Source organism: Flectobacillus sp., assembly GCF_049240685.1.
Lineage (GTDB): Bacteria > Bacteroidota > Bacteroidia > Cytophagales > Spirosomataceae > Flectobacillus.
This window is the reverse complement of sequence record NZ_JBMLSD010000399.1, coordinates 53,200-70,400: the sequence shown is the minus strand read 5'-3', so window position 1 is coordinate 70,400 and position 17,201 is coordinate 53,200. Positions and strand designations below refer to the sequence as shown.

14 protein-coding genes and 1 riboswitch are annotated in these 17,201 nt (G+C 37.7%); of the genes, 4 read left to right on the top strand and 10 right to left on the bottom strand.

The genetic code is table 11. The features are described from left to right. Nucleotides 1–16 precede the first annotated feature (16 nt). A complete protein-coding gene (locus tag ACOVQ4_RS18320) occupies nt 17–628 on the top strand; it encodes a porin family protein (RefSeq protein WP_421822062.1) in 612 nt (203 codons plus the stop codon). Nucleotides 629–870: 242 nt separating this feature from the next. Here the strand turns inward: ACOVQ4_RS18320 and ACOVQ4_RS18315 are convergent, their stop codons facing one another. The 7 genes from ACOVQ4_RS18315 to ACOVQ4_RS18285 all read right to left on the bottom strand — a co-directional run bounded on the left by ACOVQ4_RS18315 (nt 871) and on the right by ACOVQ4_RS18285 (nt 9,323). Further along, nucleotides 871–3,225, bottom strand: coding sequence for a TonB-dependent receptor (locus ACOVQ4_RS18315; protein WP_421822069.1), 2,355 nt, complete (start codon nt 3,223–3,225; stop codon nt 871–873). 189 nt (nt 3,226–3,414) lie between these two features. Further along, nucleotides 3,415–3,511: riboswitch (TPP riboswitch) on the bottom strand. Nucleotides 3,512–3,571: 60 nt separating this feature from the next. Beyond that, nucleotides 3,572–4,549: an AAA family ATPase gene (locus ACOVQ4_RS18310; RefSeq protein ID WP_421822061.1), complete on the bottom strand. Its 978-nt coding sequence runs from the start codon at nt 4,547–4,549 to the stop codon at nt 3,572–3,574. Between the two features lie 46 nt (nt 4,550–4,595). Continuing rightward, nucleotides 4,596–5,840, bottom strand: coding sequence for a DUF4350 domain-containing protein (locus ACOVQ4_RS18305; RefSeq protein ID WP_421822060.1), 1,245 nt, complete (start codon nt 5,838–5,840; stop codon nt 4,596–4,598). A 136-nt stretch (nt 5,841–5,976) separates the two neighbouring features. After that, on the bottom strand, nt 5,977–6,540 hold the full coding sequence (locus tag ACOVQ4_RS18300; RefSeq protein ID WP_421822059.1) for a hypothetical protein: 564 nt from the start codon (nt 6,538–6,540) through the stop codon (nt 5,977–5,979). Between the two features lie 22 nt (nt 6,541–6,562). Further along, nucleotides 6,563–7,309 (bottom strand): DUF4129 domain-containing protein, encoded by a 747-nt coding sequence (locus ACOVQ4_RS18295; protein WP_421822058.1) that lies wholly within the window; start codon nt 7,307–7,309, stop codon nt 6,563–6,565. A gap of 28 nt (nt 7,310–7,337) precedes the next feature. Further along, nucleotides 7,338–8,306 carry a hypothetical protein gene (locus ACOVQ4_RS18290; protein ID WP_421822057.1) on the bottom strand — a complete coding sequence of 323 codons (969 nt, stop codon included), beginning with the start codon at nt 8,304–8,306 and terminating at the stop codon, nt 7,338–7,340. 45 nt (nt 8,307–8,351) lie between these two features. Then, on the bottom strand, nt 8,352–9,323 hold the full coding sequence (locus tag ACOVQ4_RS18285; protein WP_421822056.1) for a stage II sporulation protein M: 972 nt from the start codon (nt 9,321–9,323) through the stop codon (nt 8,352–8,354). Nucleotides 9,324–9,393: 70 nt separating this feature from the next. On the opposite strand from ACOVQ4_RS18285, the gene ACOVQ4_RS18280 reads away from it, so the two are divergent. Further along, complete coding sequence (locus ACOVQ4_RS18280) at nt 9,394–10,131, top strand: RDD family protein (RefSeq protein ID WP_421822055.1); 738 nt, start codon at nt 9,394–9,396, stop codon at nt 10,129–10,131. Between the two features lie 32 nt (nt 10,132–10,163). Here the strand turns inward: ACOVQ4_RS18280 and ACOVQ4_RS18275 are convergent, their stop codons facing one another. Next, complete coding sequence (locus ACOVQ4_RS18275) at nt 10,164–11,024, bottom strand: AraC family transcriptional regulator (RefSeq protein ID WP_421822054.1); 861 nt, start codon at nt 11,022–11,024, stop codon at nt 10,164–10,166. 173 nt (nt 11,025–11,197) lie between these two features. Here ACOVQ4_RS18275 and ACOVQ4_RS18270 point away from each other — a divergent pair, with 173 nt between their 5' ends. Continuing rightward, entirely contained in the window at nt 11,198–12,016 is an 819-nt protein-coding gene (locus ACOVQ4_RS18270; RefSeq protein ID WP_421822053.1) for a phytanoyl-CoA dioxygenase family protein, read from the top strand. A gap of 200 nt (nt 12,017–12,216) precedes the next feature. On the opposite strand, the gene ACOVQ4_RS18265 is transcribed toward ACOVQ4_RS18270, so the two are convergent. Together ACOVQ4_RS18265 and ACOVQ4_RS18260 are read right to left on the bottom strand one after the other, a co-directional pair. Next, entirely contained in the window at nt 12,217–12,411 is a 195-nt protein-coding gene (locus ACOVQ4_RS18265; RefSeq protein ID WP_421822052.1) for a hypothetical protein, read from the bottom strand. 174 nt (nt 12,412–12,585) lie between these two features. Then, nucleotides 12,586–15,681 carry a TonB-dependent receptor domain-containing protein gene (locus tag ACOVQ4_RS18260; protein WP_421822051.1) on the bottom strand — a complete coding sequence of 1,032 codons (3,096 nt, stop codon included), beginning with the start codon at nt 15,679–15,681 and terminating at the stop codon, nt 12,586–12,588. 224 nt (nt 15,682–15,905) lie between these two features. Between ACOVQ4_RS18260 and ACOVQ4_RS18255 the strand changes: the two genes are divergently transcribed. After that, nucleotides 15,906–16,940, top strand: coding sequence for a DUF3089 domain-containing protein (locus ACOVQ4_RS18255; protein ID WP_421822050.1), 1,035 nt, complete (start codon nt 15,906–15,908; stop codon nt 16,938–16,940). The last annotated feature ends 261 nt before the right edge of the window (nt 16,941–17,201 follow it).

The window sequence follows — 17,201 nt, the reverse complement described above, 5'->3', positions numbered from 1 at the left end:
TAAAATCCTTAATCTTATGCTAAACATTAAAAGATTTGCTGTCCTTGCTTTATTGTGTGTATGCTCGCCACTTTTGAAAGCACAAAATTTATCGTTCGGCCCTACTGTTGGGGTAAATTTTTCGAACTTGTCAGGGTTTAATTCCTTAGAATCTAAAGCTGGTATTGTGACAGGTTTGTTTGTTAACTATAGTACACAAGCTCATTTTGGTATTGGTGCACAAGTATTATATAGCGAGCTTGGTGCAAAATTTAAGAATAGCAACGAAGAAATCAATCTTGATTATGTACAAATTCCTGTTTTAGCAACGTATTATTTTGGCTCCAAACAAACTACAGGGCAATGGAGACCCAAGGTGTTTGCTGGCCCTTATGTTGGGTTTTTGACGAGTGCAAAAAATCAAAATGGAGGAGAGTTGAATGCAGGAGGAACTGCCTATAACAAAAACGATGTAGGGCTAACTTTGGGTGCAGGTGTAAATTATGCCTTAAGTCAAAAAATGTGGTTAAATCTCGATGCTCGTTATGGTTTGGGTTTGACAGACGTAATGAAAGGACAAGCTCAAAATGTTTCGAATAGAGCTTTTAGTGTAAATTTTGGACTAAGTTTTCCGATAGGTACTTACTAAAAAGGAAAAAGCTCGTAGATAAATCTTACGAGCTCGCGAACCACTTACTAGGATTAACTTTATAGATTATAGAAGTATTAATTTGCTAGGGTGATAGACGAATGTGTATACTTTGTTGTTTTCCCGAAGTTAACAAATCTATGGTAGGCAGTGTTAGCGAATCTTATTAAACGGTCATACTTTATACAAAAGCGCCTAAATGCCAACATTTAGGCGCTTTTGTATAAGCAGATAATAAGGATTTAAAACTTAATATTTACTCCTAACAAAAAGTTAAATCCTGCTTGTGGGTAGTAAAAGTTTTCGGTTACAGTTTGCCCCTCATAAACATAACTGTAAGTATAACCATTGGATTCGTAAAGTGTATTGAAAATATTGTTACCCAACAAACTCAATCCTAATTCTTTACAGAATGAAGGTTTGAAGGTGTAAATAACTCGTAAATCATTCGTAAAATAGGCATTCAACTTACGGTTTTCATTACTGGTATTGTCCATATATTGTTTACCTACATATTTGGATAATAAGCCAAGCTCAAGCCCTTTGAGAGGCGTGTAAAGTAACTGTGAACCTCCTATGATATTTGGCGAAAACGCAATGTCGGTCTTAGCAAACTTGTTCTCTACGTCAATATAGGGCTCGTCATAACTTGGTACTATCTCAGTAAAGTTGTTGATTTTGTTGCTTGAGAGGGTTGCATTTACGTTCCACTTCAATGCTTTGTTTAATTGAACTCCTGCTTGTAGTTCAAGTCCCATTCTATAACTACTAGGTACATTGATACGAATTGGAGTTCCTACGTCATTCAATTTTCCAGTCAAAACCAATTGATTTTTGTAATCCATCCAATAGGCATTTGCTTCAAATGCCACTTTTCCTTTTTGTGTTTTAAAACCTACCTCCAAATCGCGCAGAGTTTCTGCCTGCGGGGCTCTGCCTGGATTATCTACAAAGTCGGAGCGGTTTGGCTCTTTATTGCCTATACTGTAAGACACAAAGGCAGAAGTACCCGTTGAGATTTGATAAGTCAAGCCCATCTTTGGATTGAAAAAGTTGTAATTTTTACTTTGAGAAATATCAACCAAGTTATCATCAATTCCTTTGATGCTATAACCAACCGTACGATATTGTAAGTCGGCAAAAGCATTTAATTTTTCTAGTAATTGATAATATACTTTTCCGTAAACATTAAAATCTGTTTTTAGGGCTGTTCCATTGTAGTATTTATCCCCCAATTTAGCAGTTGATGTATATTGTGCCCAGATGATTTGTCCATAATGACGACCATCATATTGGTTCCAAGCTCCACCAATATTTGCACTCAAGCGATTATTTCCTTTATAATCAAACGAGAATGTACTTCCGTAAAAGTCATTATCCAACCATTTTTGACGGACTAAATCTGTTTTTGTAATAGTCGTATTACCAATTACTACATTGGGTAATCCATATTTCGAGAATTTGTCTTGCTCTTTAAATTGTTCATAATACCCGCGACCATAGGTATAATGCAAGTTGAAGTTGAATGACCAATTAGAGGAAAGACTATGCGACGATAATAATTGATAATGGTCTTGCTGATAATTATCGGTTTGGTTTGGATACGTATAAGGGTTGTAAGTACGATTGGTGCTCAATAAATACTCTGGTACACCCTCCCAAGCTTGGTAAGTTTTCTCTTTTCCAGAAAATACATTCAAACGATAGAATGATTTTTTAGTAAAGTATGCGCCCGATAAATAAAACGAACGCAGGTCAGAGGAGGCACGGTCGATATACCCATCAGATTTGAGTCTCGACAAACGGGCATCCAAAGTAAAGCGGTTATTTAACAGCCCCGAACCTACCAAAATAGTGTTTTTGAAAGTATTAAATGAACCAAATGAGTTGTTGGATTCGGCATAAGCCTCTTTTCTAAATTCGTTGGTCGACATATTTACAGTTGCACCAAACGCCCCTGCTCCATTAGTAGAGGTTCCTACCCCACGCTGAATTTGAATGGAGTTGGTTGAACTAGCAAAATCAGGCATATTTACCCAATAAACGCCCTGAGATTCGGCATCGTTGAGCGGAATGCCATTGATAGTGACATTGATACGGGTAGCGTCTGTACCACGAATACGAATACCTGTGTAGCCAATACCTGCCCCTGCGTCGGAGGTAGTTACTAGCGAGGGGGTGAAGTTGAGCAATTGGGGTATGTCCTGACCAAGGTTTTGTTTCTGAAGGTCTTCTTTACTCACATTGGTATAAGCTACCCCAGATTTTTCATTGGCACGAGTAGCGTTTACCACAACTTCGTCGGCCATAAAGGAGCTTTTCTGAAGCGAAAACGAGATAGTCGAATTTTGTAGAAGTTCGATAGAATTACTTTGTTTCTCAAAACCAACAAAACTTACCTTGATGAGGTAGGTTCCTTTTTTAAGATTTTTGATTACAAAATTGCCATTAGCATCAGTAATGGTACCACGCATGGTATTGTCGATAGTGAGCGTGGCTCCTGCCAAAGCTTTTTTGGTTTCAGCATCTGTGACTTTCCCAGAAATACTAAATTGTGCATGCGCTGATACCGCTAGGATGCACAATATCATTACCATAAATACTTTCTGAGTAAACTCGTATGGTAGTTTGGAAAGACTTTTTTTTACGAAAAACTGCTCAGTCGTTAAATTTTTCATCATTTTTGAAAACATAACGACAGGTAAAGGAGTCAAATCCTGTCCGATTTAACAATAAAAATAACCCGTAAAATATTGATTAATTGAATGATAGAAAGATATAGCGTTACTATCTATCATCAAAATCCCTTCGACAGCATTACCTGTATCAGGTTCAATGGGTATAATCTCAGCCCGTTGTTATAAGGCACCCCTTTTTTGTGATTGTAATCACAAAGGTATGATGAAAAATGATATAATTTGTTTAGAATATGGAAAAAAAGCTTTAACGAGGTACCTCTACTTTTTGGACTATGCCCTTTAGGACATCTTCGATACTTGCCCCTTCCATTTCTTTTTCGGGCGTAAGTGCCACACGATGACGAAGCACCGTTGGTAGTAATTCTTGGATATCTTCTGGAGTAACAAAATCTCGACCACGTATTGCCGCAAATGCTTTGGATGCTTGTAGTAAAGCTACTGACGCACGTGGAGATGCACCTAGGTACAAGAATTTGGAGCGCCGAGTCTCGTGAATTAATTTTGCGATATATTCTAATATATTTTCGTCAACAAGCACCTGTTTCACTTTGGCTCTTAAGTTTGCCAATTGCTCCGAATTTAATACTGCCTTGATATTGTCTTCTAACTTTGATAATTCTGTTTTTGCTCTATGATGATGACCTTTCAAAATTTCGATTTCTTCGTTGAGATTAGGATATCCTACCAAGATTTTGAACATAAAACGGTCTAGTTGCGCTTCAGGAAGTCGGTATGTACCCTCTTGCTCGATGGGATTTTGGGTTGCAATGACCAAAAACGGAAATGCCATTGGATAGGTGCTACCTGCATTGGTGATTTGACGCTCTTCCATTACCTCAAACAATGCTGACTGTGTTTTGGCAGGCGAGCGGTTGATTTCGTCTATGAGGATAATATTAGAAAATATAGGACCTTTTCTGAACTCAAAATCACTAATTTTTGGATTAAACACGGCGGTTCCTAATACATCCGAAGGCATCATGTCGGGGGTGAACTGAATCCTACTGAAGTCGACAGATATAGTTCGTGATAACAATTTGGCTATGAGTGTTTTTGCAACTCCAGGTACACCTTCCAATAAGATGTGCCCGTCGGCCAAGAGTGCCGTCAGTAACAAGTCGATAGTATGTGCCTGACCAACTATAATATTGCCTATTTGCTGGCGGATGTCTGTAACTGCTTGGTGTAATTCGCTTAAGTCGATGCGTGATTCAAAATTCATAATTTTGGGTAAAAGAGCGTGAATAATAGAGCTTTGGTACGATACTTTATTGCTTTACGGCTTGATGAAATTCTTCAATTTTATTGTTAAAAAGTATGAGTTCTTTTTCAGAAATATGGTCTGTTGTATTGATATGCTGAATCATCTTGAAAATAGCTTGTAGGCTAGCTACTTCTATTCCAGATTTGTGACTTAACTCTTCAAGAAAATCATCATCAATTAGATTGGTATTTAAGTAAAACCTATCGCGAATAAAGTGTAGCAAATGAGTGATTTTCTTTCGGGCAATTATCAAGTGTTCTTTCTTGTTAAAATACAGTTGTCCAATTGTTTTGACAAATACAACGGAGGTATTTGCTGGGGTTTGAATAATAGGAATAATTCTTTGGCGACGTTTGGCCTCAAAAATCATGAATAGCCCTAAGCCAATTAGAGTTAGGTAATAGGCCCATCGCAGGGCTGGTTGGCTAATAATATACCTAAAAGGGGACTCATCGTAGGAGGCTTCTCCTGCTTTTTGGATAGATTTACTCATGGTTCTATAACCCGACCCAAAAGAGGCTGCTTGGTAATATTCATCCCAATAAATGGTTTGTTGGGGCAAATATCTTAATGCATTAATCGCAAAATGGCTATTTGACGGACTAATAACATAATAATTGCTAAAGGCTTTTGGTGTAGAATTAAGAAAAAATGTTCCGTTTCCCCATTTTATCTTAATATAAGTAGCTTTTTGTGTATTGTTACGAGCTAAAATAGTCCATTGGGTTTGGGTTGAAATACTATCTTCAAAAAAAGCCTCAGCATCATCCATCCTGAATCGAAAGGGCTTTTTTTGTTTAATTTGTGGATTTGTAAAATTAATAGAGATGCTGCTTCCTTTTTTTAGAACACTTTCATAGTCGATAGAAAAATGTAAGGTGTCTGCAAGAGAACCAAAATCTTCTGCCGCAATAAATACAGTGTTTCCATTATCTACAAACGTGAGTAGTTTGTTCAAACTGATTGAATCGAGGGTAAAAGAATTGGCTATGCTGATATACGTGGTTTGACGAAAATCCGTGTTTTGATTTGTATGCTTGGCTAAAACAGGAAATTTTTCATCATGAATCTTTTGGTTGGGAAAAAGTTCGGGTAATATACGATACAAAATTTGCCCTCCATAGGGTATATCATCGGCATTGGAGTAAGTAGGAACCCAAACCGTTGGCTTAGGCTTAAATATTTCTATAGCAATAAAGCCTAAGAAGGTAACAATCAAAACAATGATATATTTGGTTTTTTGTGCCATTCAATGGTGCGAGATATTTTTTGTGAATAGGTAGCTGGCTCTAACGACTCCATAGTCTTTCATAATCACTTTTTTACAAATCTATAAATCTATGGCAAATAAAAAAGCATTTGAGCTGGTCAAATGCTTTTTTATTTTATTCCTCCTCCTCTTCGTCGTCAGTGACTGTAGTAATACTTTTTACTTTTGAGTTTTCACAATAAATCTCTAAGAAAGAATCAGAGCTACCAAATTGTACGCTAATGGTAATCCAAGAAGGGTTAAATTCATCAGCATCGCGGTATTTATATGATTTGGGAAACAACTTTTTTACTTTCGAAATGGGGTCTCCTACTTTCAAGCCTCCAATGTTGTCAAGTTGAAATTTGGTTGATTTTAGCTCAAAACCACTTACCTGTTCGTCCATAACATAGAAAGAGTCTTTTCCATAAAGATAAATCTCAAAATGATCACTATTTTGAGAATCAGGCGTTTCTTCTTTTCTTACAGAGTCTGGCGAGCCAAGTTTTTCTAGCAGAGCACCATAGGGGCCTCCTAGTTTTACGCCAGATACAATCGTTGACTCAAAATTTATCGTATCGTATTCAACTTCCTCAATGCGTCTATTTTGTGTTTTGTCTGCAATAGTAGTGGTTTTAAAAGAGCTGAAAGTTAGAGCTGAGGAAATCCCTAACAAAAAAATTAGGCTTATCTTTTTCATGTTTATCTCACGCTTTGGAAGGCTAATGCCTGCTTCGTGTTATACTGCGATTAAAGTTGGAAAATTGATTTTGTATAGATTCAAATTCAGTTGTACTAATCAAAAAGTCTCCATACCAGATATATTCAAATAAGGTAGTAAGAGATTCAAATTCTTGACGAAGTTCGGGGGATTTTAGTTCATATATATAACTTCGGTTGGTTTTATTCAATCGCCACTCAATTAATTCTTGATTACTAAGCCCTTTGAGTACTTGAAGATAATATAATCGAATGGCAAGTCGGTACTGTTGGTTTGAAAGAGCCTCCTCTATGGATGTGTCAAAATCTAACGCATGAATGTCTTGTTCTAGTATTTGATAATCGATAGAAAGTGCTTGGTCTTTTCGCCCAAAAATATTGGCAAATTCAATACCAATTAGCTTCATGATAGCAAAAATTAAAACAATAGCTACAAAAATATACATACCAATCTTCATGGTTTTGCCAGTGGCGGTTTGATCAAATAGCCCCATAAACCATTTGAGTATAGAAAGCCAAAGGCGGTCGGCCAATGACATTTCGGTAATTGGCGCAGGTTGATACTGGTATTTCTTTTCTTTTCGAAGTTTGTTTAAGGTTTCGTCAGGATACTTTACAGAACCGAATTGTGTCACAGTATCGACCCTACTGATTTGTCCTTCGAGACGAGCAATAGGTATGAGGGTCACCCACAAGCTAAGTATGACCCCATAAATTATATTTCTAAGATGCTTCTTTTTGTTACTCATATTTGAGTCTAAATCGATTCTTAAGCTTTTAATGTGTTCCTAAATCGTTGATTTGACGAAATAGACCGTTACCTTCTTTTCGTTCTACAAGATTGAAATACTGAAAACCCAAAGCTATATAAACAATCGAGGACAAGATAGTGGTACCTACGGTTGAAATAGCGGTTGTTATAACGACCACATAGTCGTTGGTGAGACTGTTTTGAATATGGAGCATTTTCAAAACAGTAAGAAAACTGGCAGGTAGACTAAAGATAACAGCCAAAATATACACCAATATTGTAATTATAAATACCAATCCGAATGTTGACCACCATTTGCCCTGAATCAAGTATTTGGCTCTTCTCAGTGATAGTCCTGGCCCCGCACCCTCAAAAACAATGATAGCTGGACTCAGCAAAAACATAATCATAAAATAAAAAGTAGCAAAAAAAATCAAGATTATTGAGATGATGAGTATTGCTGATGAAGCGCCTCCTCCAACAGCCGTAGATAGCGCTGAGAATGCAAGACCTGCAAGCATGAAAATACCGAAAAAAACAAGCACTACTAAAAAGAATCCTCGAAATACAGGCATAAAATTAAGCTTTACCTTTTCGGTAACTCTATCGATTGTAATCCTGTTTGTAGCGTCTTCATAATAACATTGCATAAAGCTGTAGACGGTAGTTACCAGCAGAATCGAAGATATAAGGGCAGAGAATAGCATGATGAAATAAGCAGGACCCATCATATCTTTACTACGAGTACTCATTTGTCGAACAATATCCGTAAAGCTTGCGTTTTCGCCAATATTGGGGTTATTCAACCCCGTATTACTCAAAAAATTGATTTGATGAATCCCTCCCGCAATTCCTGCAATCAATAATACTGGCCCAACGATTAATAGCAAAGCAAGGAAGAAATCCCTGAAGTTGAGTCTAACAAAAGTAAATGTGTCGTTTATTTTTTGACTAAAATCGCGCTGTTTTTCAAGTTTTAAATACTGCTTTTTCATAATAGTTTTAATTATTAATAAATAGGAAGAAAAGGAATTCTTATGCTACATTCTTATTAGGGCATTGTTCAATAACTCGTTTTTTTCATACATATTTTTAGGATAGATGATAAAATACCATACAATAAACATCAAAGATGGTACAATAATTAGCAAGCTAAAAAAGGTATTTAGATGTTGGCGAGTAATAAAGCTTTCAATAAAGCCAGCCATAATAAACAAAGGTACTAAAGCTATAACGATTTTGACACCATTCTGAGCTCCACGCTTTAAAGATTCTATGCGCGAATAGGTTCGAGGAAATAAGATGCTATTTCCCATGACCAAGCCCGCACACCCAGCTACGATAATAGACGAAATTTCTAACACTCCATGTAGCCAAATGGTCAGTAAGGATACCTTCAAGAAGCCCTGCTGGTAACAGAAATACTGAAATACTCCCAACATAATGCCATTGGTTATGAGTAAATAGGCCGTACCAGCCGAAAACAAAAAACCAGCTACAAAGCAAATGAATGATACCCGAATATTATTGGTAGTGATTTGTAAGAACATCATGAAAGGGTCGTTGCTTCCATAAACAGCAAGAGGGTCTCCTTTTCGTATGTTTTCGAGAGTCATATCAATGTAGTTATCACCCAAAATCAATCTAGCAAAGGTATCGTCATAGGCTGCTGAGATTACACCGATAAGCGCCGAGATTATCGTAATACAAAATGCTACAACGAGCTCTTGCCGAAAACGATATAGCAGCATAGGTACTTCGTACTTCCAAAAGGTTACAAAGCGATTAGAATTTTCTTTTTTGTTGGCATAGATTTTTCGATAAAACTGTGCCGTAATTTCGTTCAAATAACGAGTAGTTGTTGAATTGGGATAAAACGTTTGTGCATAAGCTAAGTCGTCGGTCAATTCTATAAATCTTTCGGCTAGGGTATCTGAATGAATATTTTGTATATCTTCTTCAAAAGATTGCCATTTATCAAGATTTTGTTTCTTAAATAATGCCTCTCTCATGGTGCATTTTTGCTTAAGGTAGTTTAATTTTAAGCAATATATCAAAATAACTTTACCACTGTGACAGATAATGAGTAAAATAAAAATACGGACAGCCCAAAATGTCGAAGTAGCTTTTACACCAGCTAGCATTGGAGACAGAATTATTGCCTATTTGATTGATTTAGTTGTTTTTTTTGCATGGATAATACTTTTTAGCTTGATAGCCTCAGGTCTAAATGATCGTATATTTTCAGACCGAATCGGAACTATTTTCTTCTTTGCCATAGGCATTATCCCATTGATGTTTTATGATTTAGTTTGTGAAATTTGGTTCAATGGACAAAGTATTGGCAAAAGAGCCAGAAACATAAAAGTAATCAAGCTCGATGGTAGTGCTCCCACGATTAGCGCCTATATCTTAAGATGGCTTTTTAGGTTGATTGATATGAGTTTGTTTGGGCCTTGGGTATCGGTCATTGCCATTGCTGCTGGAGGCAAAGGTCAGCGTTTAGGCGATCTCGTTGCGGGCACAACAGTGATTAGAATAGAGCCGAAGGTTTCGCTTGATTTGTTGCGACAGCCTGTTTTGGACGAAGCTTACGAAGTGATGATTCCTGAGGTTAGCTTACTTTCGGACGCTGATATCGAAATCATACGTCAGGTTATTCAAAGATACAAAGAAATAAATGATACGCGCCTTGTTGGTCAGACGGCACAAAAACTTAAAGAAATCATGCAGGTTGAATCTGCATTAGATGACTATGCTTTCTTGGAGCAAATATTAAGTGATCACACATTTTTGATGGCCTACGGAGATGAATCATGAGCAGCTACCTCCTCGGTTTGATTAGTTGATATCTATACGGTCTGGAACAGTTTTCGATAACCTAGTGGACTTTGCCCGGTAATGGTTTTGAATTGCTTATTAAAATGCGACACATTGCCAAAACCACTCTCGAAGCATACCTCCGCTACTTGTTTGTCGGTATTTACCAGCAAATTGCAGGCATGCTTTATGCGATACTCCGTTACCACGTCAAGAAAAGTTTTTTTAGTAACCTTTTTAAAATATCGGCAGAAGGCTGTTTCGGTCATATTAGCCAAATATGCGGCGGTCTCTAGGTGCACTTCCTGCGTATAATTTTCGATAACATACGCATAAACTTTGTTGATTCTTTCTAAATCAACTTTTGCTAACTGATAAGTTTGCGCTTGATGTTCTAATACTTGAATGTCTTGTGGGGCGGATGCTATAGTATTTAGTAAATCCAATAATCCTAACACCCTCTGAATAGGTGGCACATTGAGCAAAAATCTTATTTCTCTTGCAATTCTCTTTTTGGTTGCCCCAGTAATTACCACTCCCGACGAGGCTTTGTCGAGCAAATGACCAATATTTTGCATTTCGGCTATTTTAAAAAAATCTCCTCCTAAAAAATCAGCCTTAAATTGAATTACGATAGCCTGTGCCGAATCCTCCATGCCAATAGTTTCATTTTTCCAACAATGAGGTAGGTTGGGGCCTATCAATACCAAGTCACCTGCCCCAAAATCGGCAACATGATTCCCAATATATCTTTTCCCTTCGCTCTTGATAATAAGCGTTAGTTCATATTCTGGATGAAAATGATACGGAGCATCGAAGTAGGGCAAACTGAAATGCCTAAATATTAAGGATTGATTTAATCCACTATCTAATTGTTCTAAGGAGGCTTTCATTTGATAAAAATTATGCTCAGAATAAGGATTTGCTTAGGAAATAGGTAAAAATGCACAATTATTGGTAAAAAAAGATAAATTTAGCTCGAAAAAGTTTATGTTATTTTGCCTTCATCAAACAATCAAAACAAAGTATTATATCTTATTCATGTTTTTGTTTCTGAATTAATACTATGAATGGTTTATTCTTTCCCGACTTATCTTCTATGTATCAGATTAATGCTCAACAACAGGCAGAATATCAGCAAAATGGACATATTTTGTTGCATAACATCGTCAACCCCGAAGAAATAGAAATTTACAGACACTTAATTCATAATGGTGTAGAAAGATTCAATACCGAGTTTCGTGATATATCAGAGCGAGACACCTATGGAAAAGCTTTCCTACAAGTGATGAATCTTTGGGAGGTAGATGAAGACATCAAAAAATTTACCTTTGCAAAGCGGTTTGCTCAAATCGCTGCCGATTTGATGGGGGTCGAAAAAGTGAGATTATATCATGACCAAGCATTGTTTAAAGAACCTGGAGGAGGACATACCCCTTGGCATCAGGATCAATATTATTGGCCTATCGATACCAATAATACAATTACAATGTGGATGCCCTTGGTAGATATATCGGAAGAGATGGGTATGCTTACTTTTGCCTCTGGTTCGCAAGAGTTGGGTTTTTTGGGAAATCTTGCCATCTCAGATAAATCAGAGGATATCCTTGGAAATATTGTCAAAGAAAAGGGATATCCAGTGACAAGAGCCATGTCGATGAAAGCAGGTGATGCTACTTTTCATGCTGGATGGACACTGCACAATGCTCCAGGTAACAATTCTTCAAAAATGCGAGAAGTGATGACGATTATTTTTGTGGCCGATGGAGCCAAAGTTACTCAACCTCAAAATCATCATCAGGAAGCCGATCGACAACGTTGGATACAAGGTTTACCTGTAGGAAGCCTAGTAGCATCTGAGTTAAATCCTATTTTGAATGGCTAAGAGGCATAACTATTTACTAGGGGTAACGACATTATTAGTTACTTGTATATCAGTTATTTGAAGGCTAAAAGTTTCACCCCAAGTGAATCGCAGATATCCTATTAATGTAAGCTTTAGGCAATCTCCCCTATGCTTTAAGCATGTTTCTCAAGAAAATCATAGAAACTTTTGCCAAATGCCCATAGCAGATTGCCCTAAGCCTAATGTTTAGGACAGCCACAATCTTTTTTACGAAATAGACCCCACAAAAACCCTTTCTTACGTCTTCTTTTATAGGTACTCTTTATGGTAGTTGCAGATATATGTGTTGCGGATGATTTGTGTTCAGCCACACTAGCTTCTGATTCAAGTTGCAGGCAGCTAATTGCAAAACCTAATAAAATGATCTTTTTCATAAGTGTTTGGCGTTGTTATGTAGGAAAATAACTGATTGATAACGGACAAAATTAAAAGCAAAATAAATAGATATTGATGAATTAGTAGTAGTTTGATAACGAAAGCTTTGAGATTTAAGTATAAAAAAAGGGAGGCAAATGTATGCCTCCCTTTTGAACATATTCACCAAAATATTATTTGTTCAATAATTCATCAAAAGTAATACCTACATAATAGGTAGTACCAACAGAAGCACTACCAAAAGCCTGGAAGTAAGGACTGCCAAACAAGTTAGTTGCCCCTACTTTAATGATTGACTTAATTGGAGCCACTTTGTAGCTAAACTGTGCGTCTAAGTTGTTGATAGCTGGTACAACTGTATTTGTAAAGATATCAATACCTGTGGTGGTTGGTAACGGGAAGCTAGACTCCCAAACAAATGAGTTTTGGTGACGGAATGCTACGTTATATCCCCACGTACTACCACTAGTGATACGCTTCCCAAAGTTGAACTTCATGCTGTATGAAGGGGTGTTAAATCCTGCATAAGGTACTTCTGGCGAAGGGACGAAGTTGTTCATTTGGTTGTGTGAAATATTTGCTCCAGCCGAGTATCCTTTGTCAAAAGAATAATTAATACCAGCCGACCATCCTGAAATGGTAATGTCTTCATCCGAATTGGCCACTCTTGAATATCCAGCACGAGTGCTTCCGCTTCCTAAACCTGATTCGATTGGTAAGCCAGGGCCAGCTGCAGCCGTAGGAACTACAATTGTTGTGCCACCAATAAAGTTTTTGTAAATACTGTGGTAGTACGATGCATCCACAAATAAACGTTTCGCAATTAAGCCTTTATAACCAATTTCATAAGACTGAATTTTTTCAGTAGTCAGTGGTTTTGCTTTGTATTTAGGTAATGCAGCCAATGCATAAGCTGGAGTTACTTGAGTAGCTACTTCAGTTACTTTTTGTCTAACCGTATTTTGAACGTTTGTCTGAATCAAAGTTTGTACAGGAGCAGACGCCATTTGTTGCGTTACACCCGCTTGAATTGCCGCTGGTGCATTGGCCGCTGGTAGTTGTCCTGCTGCAACAGCCGCTTGTACTTGAGCTGTTACGGCTGCTGTTACTTGGGCTTGTACAGCCGAAATTACCGCTTGTTGAATATTAGCTAATTGTGCTGTTACCGCTGCTGTTGCGTATTGTACGGCTGCTGCCTTTACAGCGTCTGTAAAATACTTGGAGTTAGCTCCGTTTTTAGCAACATCCGTTGCAAAAGCAGTCAACGTTTCGCGAGTTACACCTGTCGCTAATTTGTAACGTGAATCAAATTCGGGTAAACCACCAATCAATGTTCCTGCTGGAGTAGCTAAGTCGATGTATTGGTTTTGAGTAGTAGGAATACGGAAACCTGTTTGATAAGACAAACGGATGTTGTGGTCTTGGCTAGGTGAATATACTGCTGAGAAACGTGGAGTATATTGACCTTCGAAGTTTTGGTTTTTATCATATCTCAACGACCCTGTCAATTTCAAATGGTCGTTCAATAAGTTTTTTGAAGCTTGGATAAAACCGCCATATTCATTGATTGAAATAGTCCCGTTTCTACCCTCTTTCATGTCTGCAAACAAAGTACCAGCCGAACGTAGCTCATAATTACGGAAGTTGGCTCCCACAGTTAAATCCAAAAACTTGATTTCATTTTTGAAATTATAAAAACCTTCTACATGGTACATGTTACTTTTATCTGCAAAAGCACCTCCACCTTGGGTAATAGGAAGATTACGGTATTTTTCTAGTAGGGTATTAAATGCTGCCGAACCTGGTGCTGGCATATTGCGATCTGCAAATTGACGAGCAGCCAAGTGAGCAGCATCTTCGGCTGCACCAGCCTGACGAGCTTGTAAGAATGCTCCTGCGTATTCAGTATACCATGCTGTATTTGATTTAATTTCGTTTAGCATACCTACTGCTGCCAAACCAGCAGTATACGAACCGCCCGAGCGCTCCTGAGTTGTGTAAGCACGTAAATTGAAGTTATCACCACGTAACTCTAACTTCGCTTGAGTGATTTTGAAGTCACGTAATGAGTAACGTCCTGTACCTGTATATAGCGTGGTACCTTCACCATAGTTTAATTGAGCAATAGCTTCTACTTTTTCTGTTAAACGATAATGAACAGCACCATTAAATTTCAAAGATTTCGTATTGTTATCCACCAAATCCTTTTCTAAATAACCTGTACGGCTAACATTGGCATTTGGCAATGCGGCATTCAAGGAATTCAAATTTGTTTGAATTTCATCGCCATACACGTTCATACCATCATAGTCGGTTTTTGTACCAGCTCCACGGCTCGGATCAGCATTACCACCTAGGTTGAGGTTGGTATAGTTGGTAGCTTCCCAATCTTTTGCACCGATATATGAGAAGTTTAACTTGAAAGCAATTTTATTATTAAATGCTTTAGCAAAACGTACCGACATATCTGTAAACGGCGTAGTTGCTGTGCTACGATTACTAGCATGCATAATACCTGTTTTTACGTTCGCACTCAACCCTTGATATAAGAATGGGCTTTTGCTGTTCATCAAAATCAAACCGTTGATTGCGTTTGGTCCATAAAGCGCCGATGCAGCACCAGGCAATACCTCTACATTTTCAACGTCCAATTCTGGCATACCAATGATATTGTCTACTGCAAAGTTCAAGCCTGGAGCAGAGTTGTCCATACCATCAATCATCTGAACAATACGAGGGTTACCCGTAGAGCCAAATCCACGCATATTGATAGATTTAAACAACATACCTTGTGTAGCCATATCAACACCCTTCATGTTGGCCAAACCATCATAAAAGTTGTTGGATGCCGTTTGCTGGATTGCTTTTAAGTCCATTTTCTCAACCGAAACTGGCGATTTCATCACGCTTTCTTCGACTCTGGACGCCGCCACCACAACTTCTTGCCCCATAATGGTTTGTTCTTCCAAAGCAATCGAGAAATCAGAAGTCTTATCAGTAACTTTTAGTTCTTGGGTAGTGTAACCTACACTCGAAACAATAATCGTAAATGGAACAGGAGTGTTAGTTTTTAATGAGAAATTTCCCTTAACATCTGTAATGGTACCAATTACTTTCCCTTTTACAGCGATGCTAACTCCGATAAGCTTTTCTTTGGTAGCCGAATCAAAAACTTTACCCGTAATAACGGTCTGCGAAAAGCTTGTAAATGCGCAGAATAAGAATAAGACAGTGGTAAGGAGTCTTATTGTAGTAGATAGTTTGTTCATACGTTTTTTAGTGAATTAAGATTACGAAAAACTGTTTACCTCAAAAAGAATTGTAGTTTTACAATTGTTTGAAAATTATACCGTTTGTGTTTCAAAACGATTTTGAACGCTCTTCTCGATAACAGTTGTTTGATTCGTAAATCTAACTAATGTTTGGAGAATTTAATCAATATGAAAATGGTTTTTTTACAAATTTTTCAAAAAATCATACAATAAGATAATTTATGCGATTCTACCTTCTGATTTTTTCTTGGCTTATACTTTCTTGTCAAAGAATTCCCTATCAAATACAAAGCCATTATGATGAAACAACTAATCCTCCTCAGCCAAATTATGCTTTGCAGGAGAACTGGGCATCTTTACCTGAAAAAAATGACCCCGCTGATCAAGTGCCTTTAAAGTCCACTTATCAGAATGCTCAAGCACAGGCAAAAGTGGATGTGTTTTTTGTCCATCCTACTATTTACACTCAAAAACCGCAAGGCTCTTCCGACTGGAACGCCGACGTTTCGGATGCTTCTATGAACAAAATGGTCGACGAATCTACTATTCTGAATCAGGCTTCTGTCTTTAACGGAAGTTGCCGTATCTATGCGCCTAGGTATAGACAAGCACATTATCATGCTTTTGTTACCAAAAACCTTACTGATAAGGTCAAATCGCTTGAGTTGGCTTATGCTGATGTCAAAGCTGCCTTTGAGTACTATTTACAAAACTACAATCAGGGGCGCCCTATCGTTATAGCTTCACATAGCCAAGGGACAGTGCATGCCAAAAGATTGCTAAAAGAGTTTTTTGATCAAAAGCCTTTACAGAAGCAACTTGTGGCGGCTTATTTGGTCGGTATTGCAACGCAACCTGACACCTTTGGTTCCATCAAGGCTTGTGAGAATGGTAGTCAAACAGGATGTTTTGTTTCTTGGAATACCTATGCCAGAGATTATTTTCCTTCTTGGTATAAGGATGGACTCAATACTTCTGTAAGTACCAATCCACTTACTTGGAGACTTGATGAGGAGTTTGCACCTCGTACTTTGAGTAAAGGTGGGGTCGGATTAAAATTTACTTTTATGCCCGAAGCTGTGGATGCCCAAAATCATGCAGGAATGCTTTGGATTAATAAACCGTATGTTAAAGGAAGGTGGTTGTTGAAAACCAAAATTTGGCACCGAGCAGACTATAATCTATTCTATGGCAATATTAGAGAGAATGTAAAAAATAGGATTGATAACTACTTGCTCATGACGGACCAAAAGTAAGTACTTGTACACAATTAGATTTAAGTTTTGTTTTGAAGGCAACAGGCAACAGGAATAAGGCAACAGGCAACAGGCACAAGGCAAAGAGTGTTAAATTGGTTTTTAGTGTTTTGCCGAATGCCGATATCTGAGAGCCAAAGGCTCAAAAATTTAAGTTTTGTGTGAAGGCAACAGGCAACAGGCACAAGGCAAAGAGTGTTAAATTGGTTTTTAGTGTTTTGCCGAATGCCGATATCTGAAAGCCAAAGGCTCAAAAATTTA

What these genes read in the sequence shown, in the direction of transcription:
- ACOVQ4_RS18290 (WP_421822057.1), bottom strand. Translation starts at nt 8,306, where the DNA reads ATGAAAAAGCAGTATTTAAAACTTGAAAAACAGCGCGATTTTAGTCAA.
- ACOVQ4_RS18265 (WP_421822052.1), bottom strand. Translation starts at nt 12,411, where the DNA reads ATGAAAAAGATCATTTTATTAGGTTTTGCAATTAGCTGCCTGCAACTT.
- ACOVQ4_RS18305 (WP_421822060.1), bottom strand. Translation starts at nt 5,840, where the DNA reads ATGGCACAAAAAACCAAATATATCATTGTTTTGATTGTTACCTTCTTA.
- ACOVQ4_RS18300 (WP_421822059.1), bottom strand. Translation starts at nt 6,540, where the DNA reads ATGAAAAAGATAAGCCTAATTTTTTTGTTAGGGATTTCCTCAGCTCTA.
- ACOVQ4_RS18270 (WP_421822053.1), top strand. Translation starts at nt 11,198, where the DNA reads ATGAATGGTTTATTCTTTCCCGACTTATCTTCTATGTATCAGATTAAT.
- ACOVQ4_RS18295 (WP_421822058.1), bottom strand. Translation starts at nt 7,309, where the DNA reads ATGAGTAACAAAAAGAAGCATCTTAGAAATATAATTTATGGGGTCATA.
- ACOVQ4_RS18285 (WP_421822056.1), bottom strand. Translation starts at nt 9,323, where the DNA reads ATGAGAGAGGCATTATTTAAGAAACAAAATCTTGATAAATGGCAATCT.
- ACOVQ4_RS18310 (WP_421822061.1), bottom strand. Translation starts at nt 4,549, where the DNA reads ATGAATTTTGAATCACGCATCGACTTAAGCGAATTACACCAAGCAGTT.
- ACOVQ4_RS18315 (WP_421822069.1), bottom strand. Translation starts at nt 3,225, where the DNA reads ATGGTAATGATATTGTGCATCCTAGCGGTATCAGCGCATGCACAATTT.
- ACOVQ4_RS18255 (WP_421822050.1), top strand. Translation starts at nt 15,906, where the DNA reads ATGCGATTCTACCTTCTGATTTTTTCTTGGCTTATACTTTCTTGTCAA.
- ACOVQ4_RS18260 (WP_421822051.1), bottom strand. Translation starts at nt 15,681, where the DNA reads ATGAACAAACTATCTACTACAATAAGACTCCTTACCACTGTCTTATTC.
- ACOVQ4_RS18280 (WP_421822055.1), top strand. Translation starts at nt 9,394, where the DNA reads ATGAGTAAAATAAAAATACGGACAGCCCAAAATGTCGAAGTAGCTTTT.
- ACOVQ4_RS18275 (WP_421822054.1), bottom strand. Translation starts at nt 11,024, where the DNA reads ATGAAAGCCTCCTTAGAACAATTAGATAGTGGATTAAATCAATCCTTA.
- ACOVQ4_RS18320 (WP_421822062.1), top strand. Translation starts at nt 17, where the DNA reads ATGCTAAACATTAAAAGATTTGCTGTCCTTGCTTTATTGTGTGTATGC.